Raw genomic sequence first — 6,462 nt, 5'->3', positions numbered from 1 at the left:
ATTGCCGCGCTGGTTCCCCCGCCACGCACCCACCGGCACCGCTATTTTGGCGTGTTGGCACCCAACTCGCCGCTCAGGGCTGCGGTGACGGCGCTGGCGACACCGGCGCAAGCCGCTCCCGTGCTGGGCGCGTCGATCAGCACGGGGGAGTGCGCGCCTGGTGTGGTACCGATGAGCAGCGCGCTGCCATCCCAGAGCGAGCCGGTGCTGCCCAAGCGTGCAGCGCACTACCTGTGGGCGGTGCTGATCGCCCGCATCTACGAGGTGTTCCCCCTCTTGTGTCCGCTGTGTGGCGGGCATATGCGCATCATCGCGTTCATTACGCACAGCGCTGACATCCGGCACATCCTGGACCACATCGGGGCAGATTCAGAGCCACCCCGCATCTCCCCGGCGCGCGGGCCACCGCTGTGGGATGACTGTAGTGATGCGCAGATGGATGACGGGGCGCAAACCGAGCCAGCAGACTGGGACCTAGCGGCGCAACCGGCACCGGACTTTGAGGTCGATCAGCGCATCAGTTGGTGAATGAACAAAGCGGCGATTTTGACTTGCCGCGAACTGGCTCTGCGCCCGGTACACGCCGAGCGCCGCAAATCACTCTCCTGAACGCCAAACCCTGGTGGTGAACCTGACACCTGGGCGGGAAAATCGAGTGTCTCAGCCGGCTTGATGGCGCTTCCGCGGTGCGATACTTGGCCTCATGCGGTTAAAACGCCTATCCGTTCCAGGCTCAGCACGGGGCCTCCGGGGTGGTAAGGATGGGCTGCATTATGGGCAGTCCAGTGCACGGGCCTGCTGCAGGAGCTGCTCCACGGCAAACTGCGCCATCAGCGAGTAGCTGCGGCCGTGCAGCGACACGATGGCCATGTCGGCGTAGACGGCGGGCATGCCGGCAATGTCCAGGCGCACCAGACGCCCGGCCTGCACGTCGGCGAGTGAGCCGGCATCGGTGTTGCCGATGACTGTGTCCGTGGTCAGCGCCAGGGAGCGCAAGAGGTTCAGGTCGTCACACTCCACCGCCAGCGGCAGGCGCTTGCCGTTTTCCAGGCCGGCCAGGGCGCCCAGGCCTACTTGCACCGCCTCCGGCACGCGCACGCTGGCAATGCCATAAGGCAGCAAGTCCGCCGGGGTGACCTGCACCAAAGCCAGCAGCGGGTGGCCCGCGCGCACGTAGAAGCCAGCCGACAGCTGGGCCACGCGGGTGATGCTCAGGTCCGGGGCCGCGACCACGTTGCGTACATCGGCCAGGTAGAAGTCCAGTTCCTCGGCACGCAGGTGGGCGGCCAGGAAGTCGGCGTTGTTCACCTCCACGCGCACGCAGACTTTGGGGTAGCGGGTACGGATTTCGGTCAAGAGCGAAGGCACCAGGGTGGCCGCTGGAAAGGGACCGACGCCGAAGGCCAGGTCTCCGATTTGGCGTTCGCGGTACAGGCTGACATCGCGCTCCAGGCAGCGGTTCTCGAACAGCAGCTTGCGCGCGCGCTCGACCACAAATGCGCCCGCGTCGGTGCAGGTGACTTCCAACGGGCCGCGATCGAAGAGTTGCAGGCCGTACTCCTCTTCGGCCGCCTGGATGCTGCGGCTGAAGGCGGACTGGGTCAGATGGCACTGGATGGCGGCGCGGCCGAAGTTGCGCGTGTCGGCCAGTGCGACCAGGTGCTTGAGGCGTTTGAGGTCCATGCCAGTCTCCAAGGCTCTTGTTATGTACTGAATGCATTGATTTTGCACTCAATATGCATTGGACGAATTTCTTGCTGCCTTCAAAAATCCCCCGCAACGAGGAGACACAAGAATGGATGCCATGGAGTTTGACTACGTGATCGTGGGCGCGGGCTCGGCCGGCTGCGTGCTGGCCGCACGCCTGAGCGAAAACCCGGCCACCACGGTGTGCCTGCTGGAAGCCGGGGGCCCAGACAAAAGCGTGCTGATCCATGCCCCGGCCGGTGTCGTGGCCATGGTGCCGACCACCATCAACAATTACGCCTTTGAAACCGTGCCGCAGCCCGGACTCAACGGCCGCAAGGGCTACCAGCCACGCGGCAAAACACTGGGAGGCTCCAGCTCCATCAATGCCATGCTCTACGTGCGCGGCCACCGCTGGGACTACGACCACTGGGCGGCGCTGGGCAACCCGGGCTGGGGCTATGACGAGGTGCTGCCGCTGTTCAAACGCGCCGAGCACAACGAGCAGTTCGCCGATGCCTTCCACGGCCAGGGCGGTCCGCTCAACGTGACCTACCCGCGCTTCGAAAGCCCTCTGAGCCGGATGTTTCTGGACGCCTGCGCGCACCATGGCATCGCCCCCAACCCCGACTACAACGGCGCTCAGCAGGAGGGCAGTTTTCTGTACCAGGTGACGCACAAGAACGGCGAACGCTGCAGCGCGGCCAAGGGCTATCTGACGCCTAACCTGAGCCGGTCCAACCTGAAGGTCATCACCCACGCCGTCAGTGCCAAGGTGGACCTGGACCAGCGCCGGGCCACCGGGGTGCAGTTCTACCTGGGCAACGAGCTACAGCGCGTGCGGGCACGGCGCGAGGTCATCGTCAGCGCCGGGGCCTTTGGCTCACCGCAGCTGCTGCAGCTGTCCGGCATCGGAGCGCCGGCCGCGCTGCAACAGGCCGGCGTCACGCCGGTGCATGCACTGCCCGGCGTGGGCCAGAACCTGCAGGACCACATCGACTACGTGCAGAGCTGGACCGTGCCCAGCCATACGGCGTCTTTCGGGGCTTCACCGCGCGGCATCGGCCAGATCGCGCGTGCCATGTTCGAGTGGCGGCGCCAGCGCAGCGGCATGGTCACCAGCACCATTGCCACGGCCGGTGCCTTCTTCCGCTCGGCGCCCGAAGTGGCGGTGCCGGACCTGCAGCTGGTGTTTGTGGTGGCGTTGGTGGACGACCACGCTCGCAAGGCCCACCTGGGCCACGGTATTTCCTGCCACGTGGATGTGCTGCGCCCCTACAGCCGTGGCACGGTGGGCATCCGAAGCAGCAACCCGCGCGTGGCGCCGGTCATTGACCCGCAGTTCCTGAGTGATGAGCGTGACCTCGCTTTGCTGGTACAAGGCGGGCAGATGCAGCAGCGCATCCTGGAAAGTGCCGCCTTCGACAGCGTGCGCGGCAAGATGCTGTACCCCGTGAAGTCGGGCGATACCGCCGCCATGGCGCAGGACATCCGCAACCGGGCCGACACCCAGTACCACCCGGTGGGTACCTGCAAGATGGGCCCCGACAGCGACCCGCTGGCCGTGGTCGATGCACAGCTGCGCGTCAAGGGCATTGCCGGTCTGCGCGTGGCCGACGCTTCCATCATGCCCACCCTGGTAGGGGGCAACACCAATGCCCCCAGCATCATGGTCGGTGAAAAATGTGCTGAGCTGATCCGCACCGGCCACTGAACCATCCACGAACACGACAGAAGCAACGAGGAGACACCCCATGAAGACACCGCACTTCGCACCGCGCATGGCCCTGCTGGCCACCTTGCTGACACTGGTGGTCGGCTGCAGCAAGACGACGGGAATTGGTGGCGCCGCCGGTGACGCCAGCCCGGAAACGCTCAAGGCCAACGCCCAGTTTGCGCAGGAACTCAAACTCGACGATGCGCAGGACTTTGAAGACGCCAAGCGCGGCTTCATTGCCAAGCCCACGGGCCAGATCAAGGCCGCCGACGGCACGGTGCTCAAGGACTTCGAGGTCTATGCCTTCCTCGACGGCAAGGCGCCCGACACGGTGAACCCCAGTTTGTGGCGCCATGCCCAGCTCAATGCCCAGATCGGCCTCTTCAAGGTGACAGACGGTGTCTACCAGCTGCGCGGTTTTGACATTGCCAACATGACGCTGATCGAGGGCAAGACCGGCTGGATTGTGGTGGACCCCCTGACCGCGCGCGAGACCTCGGCCGCTGCCTTGGCCTTTGCCCGCCAGCACCTGGGCGACAAGCCGGTGTCAGCCGTCATCATCACCCATGCGCATGCCGACCACTTTGGTGGCGTGCTCGGGATCGTCACCCCGCAGGAAGTGGCCGCACGCAAACTGCCGGTGGTGGCGTCCGAAGGTTTCCTGGAAGAAGCGACCAGCGAGAACGTGATGGTGGGTACCGGCATGGCGCGGCGCTCCATCTACCAGTTTGGCCGCGACCTGCCACGCACGGCCAAGGGCAACGTGGACACCGGCCTGGGCAAGGACGTGGCCTACGGCAGCATCGGCATCATGGCCCCCAACCACCTGATTGAACAGCCGGAACAGAAGCTCCAGCTCGACGGCGTGGACTTCGTGTTCTACAACGTCCCGGGGGCCGAGTGCCCGGCCGAAATGACTTTCAGCATTCCCGCGCTCAAGCTCTACGACGGTGCCGAGAATCTGAGCCAGCAGATGCACAACCTGCTGCCGGTGCGCGGTGCCAAGGTGCGCGATGCGCTGCGCTGGTCCAACTACATGGACCAGGCACTGGTACAGACCCAGGGCGCCGAGATCTACATCGGCTCGCACAACTGGCCGGTGTGGGGCAACGCCAACATCCGCAAGCTGGTGACCATGCACCGTGACGTCTACAAGTACACCCACGACCAGACCGTGCGCCTCATCAATGCGGGCTACACGCCCCGGGAAATCGCCGACGCCGTGAAGCTGCCCAAGTCGTTGAGCGAATTCTTCGGTGTGCGCGGCTACTACGGCGACCTGCGCCACAACGTCAAGGCGGTGTACCAGTTCTACATGGGCGCCTACGACGGCAATCCGGCCAACCTGAACCCCCTGCCTCCCCAGGAGTCGGCGAAACGCTACCTCGAATTGCTCGGCGGAGCCGACAAGGCCGTGGCTGCCGCACAGGCTGCTTTTGATGTCGGCGACTACCGTTGGGCGGCGGAACTGCTGAACCACGCCGTGTTCGGCGACCCATCCGCCAAGTCCGCCAAGGAGCTGCTGGCCCGCACCTACGAGCAGATGGGCTACCAGGCCGAAGCCGCCACCTGGCGCAACTCCTACCTCACAGCCGCGCAGGAGCTGCGCAATGGCCCTCCCACCAAGGGCGTGTCCAAGGCCATGATGATCGAGATGCTGCTGCAGACCCCCATGGAGCGCTTCCTGGAAGCCATGGCCGCCGGCCTGAACGGCCCCGACGCTGAGGGCAAGGACCTCAAGGTCAACCTGGTGCTGACCGACCTGAAGGAAAGCTATGTGCTGTGGATCGAGAACGCAGTACTGCACTTCAAGCGCGCCGAACCGGCCCCTGACGCCAACGCCACACTGGCGCTGACCAAGGACATCTTCGTCAAGATGATCGCCGGCACGGCGGGCGTCAAGGACACGCTGATGTCGGACGACCTGAAGGTGACGGGAAGCAAGATCGACCTGGTGCGCTTTTTCGGCCTGATCGACAAGGCGCCGGGTACCTTCCCCATCGTCACAAAATAGTCGGACGCGCAATTTCGCTGGATTTGCGCTTGTGCTTCAAATAGTCTGCGAAAACACAGGGGACTGTTAGACCAAATAGGCAGCACATTTCGCAGACTATTGCGTAAAGTTCGGGCATCGCAACCTCACACCGGAGACCCCCATGCCCATCACCCTTGCCTCTGCCCAAGCCCAGGACGCCCGCGATGCCCTGGCCCCCTTGCGCCAGGAATTCAACCTGCCCGACGGCGTGATCTACCTCGACGGCAACTCGCTCGGCGCCCAGCCCAAGGCCGCGCTGGCGCGGGCCCAGCAGGTGATTCAGCAGGAGTGGGGCGTGGGCCTGATCCGTAGCTGGAACACGGCCGGTTGGTTCGAATTGCCGCAGCGCCTGGGCAACCAGCTCGGCAAACTGGTGGGCGCCAAAGACGGTGAAGTGGTGGTGACCGACACAACCTCGGTCAACCTGTTCAAGGTGCTGGCCGCAGCCCTGCGCAAGCAACAGGCAGCCGCACCGCACAAGCGTGTCATCGTCTCGGAGCGGCGCAACTTCCCCACCGACCTCTACATTGCCCAGGGCCTCATTGACCAGCTCCACGCCCACGGTGCCCCGGCCTACGAACTGCGCCTGATCGACGCGCCCGAAGAATTGGCCCACGCCCTGAAGGAAGACGTGGCCGTGCTCATGCTCACGCATGTGAACTACCAAACCGGCTACATGTACGACATGGCCGCCACCACCGCGCAGGCGCACCAGCACGGCGCTGTCGACATCGGCAAGACCATCCACCCGCATCCGACGCTGGGCGAGAGCATCGGCATGGCGGCGGAAGTGGCGCATGGCAGCTGCACGGATGTGCCGCCTGCGCGCAAGTAAGTCCGCAGCCAAGCTACCCTGACAAGGCCCGAACTGGCGACGGTTCGGGCCTTGTGCTTTGCGTACCCAAACAATCGCCGCAGAATACTGTGCATTTGTACAGTATTCATGCCAATCACTGCAAAACCCAAACTCTACAACCCACGCCACCCCGAACGCACGCTGCTGTACCAAACGGTAGCCGAGCAC

General features: G+C 64.6%; 3 protein-coding genes and 2 pseudogenes. 4 read left to right on the top strand and 1 reads right to left on the bottom strand.

Going from position 1 to position 6,462, the window contains the following annotated elements:
- A pseudogene (locus BN2503_RS18455) lies at positions 1-528 on the top strand (IS91 family transposase); the annotation flags it as partial.
- 243 nt (positions 529-771) lie between these two features.
- On the opposite strand, the gene BN2503_RS18450 reads toward BN2503_RS18455, so the two are convergent.
- Positions 772-1,683, bottom strand: coding sequence for a LysR family transcriptional regulator (locus BN2503_RS18450; protein ID WP_054258062.1), 912 nt, complete (start codon positions 1,681-1,683; stop codon positions 772-774).
- Positions 1,684-1,795: 112 nt separating this feature from the next.
- On the opposite strand from BN2503_RS18450, the gene BN2503_RS18445 reads away from it, so the two are divergent.
- The 3 genes and pseudogenes from BN2503_RS18445 to BN2503_RS18435 form a co-directional block, all read left to right on the top strand.
- Positions 1,796-3,400: a GMC family oxidoreductase gene (locus BN2503_RS18445; RefSeq protein WP_175537985.1), complete on the top strand. Its 1,605-nt coding sequence runs from the start codon at positions 1,796-1,798 to the stop codon at positions 3,398-3,400.
- Positions 3,401-3,440: 40 nt separating this feature from the next.
- Entirely contained in the window at positions 3,441-5,417 is a 1,977-nt protein-coding gene (locus BN2503_RS18440) for an alkyl/aryl-sulfatase (protein ID WP_054258061.1), read from the top strand.
- Positions 5,418-5,559: 142 nt separating this feature from the next.
- A pseudogene (locus BN2503_RS18435) lies at positions 5,560-6,186 on the top strand (aminotransferase class V-fold PLP-dependent enzyme); the annotation flags it as partial.
- Between the last annotated feature and the right edge of the window lie 276 nt (positions 6,187-6,462).

This window comes from Paenacidovorax caeni (assembly GCF_001298675.1).
GTDB classification, from domain to species: domain Bacteria; phylum Pseudomonadota; class Gammaproteobacteria; order Burkholderiales; family Burkholderiaceae_C; genus Paenacidovorax; species Paenacidovorax caeni.
Note: the sequence above shows the minus strand (reverse complement) of the source record. Positions and strands in the feature narration are given on the sequence as shown.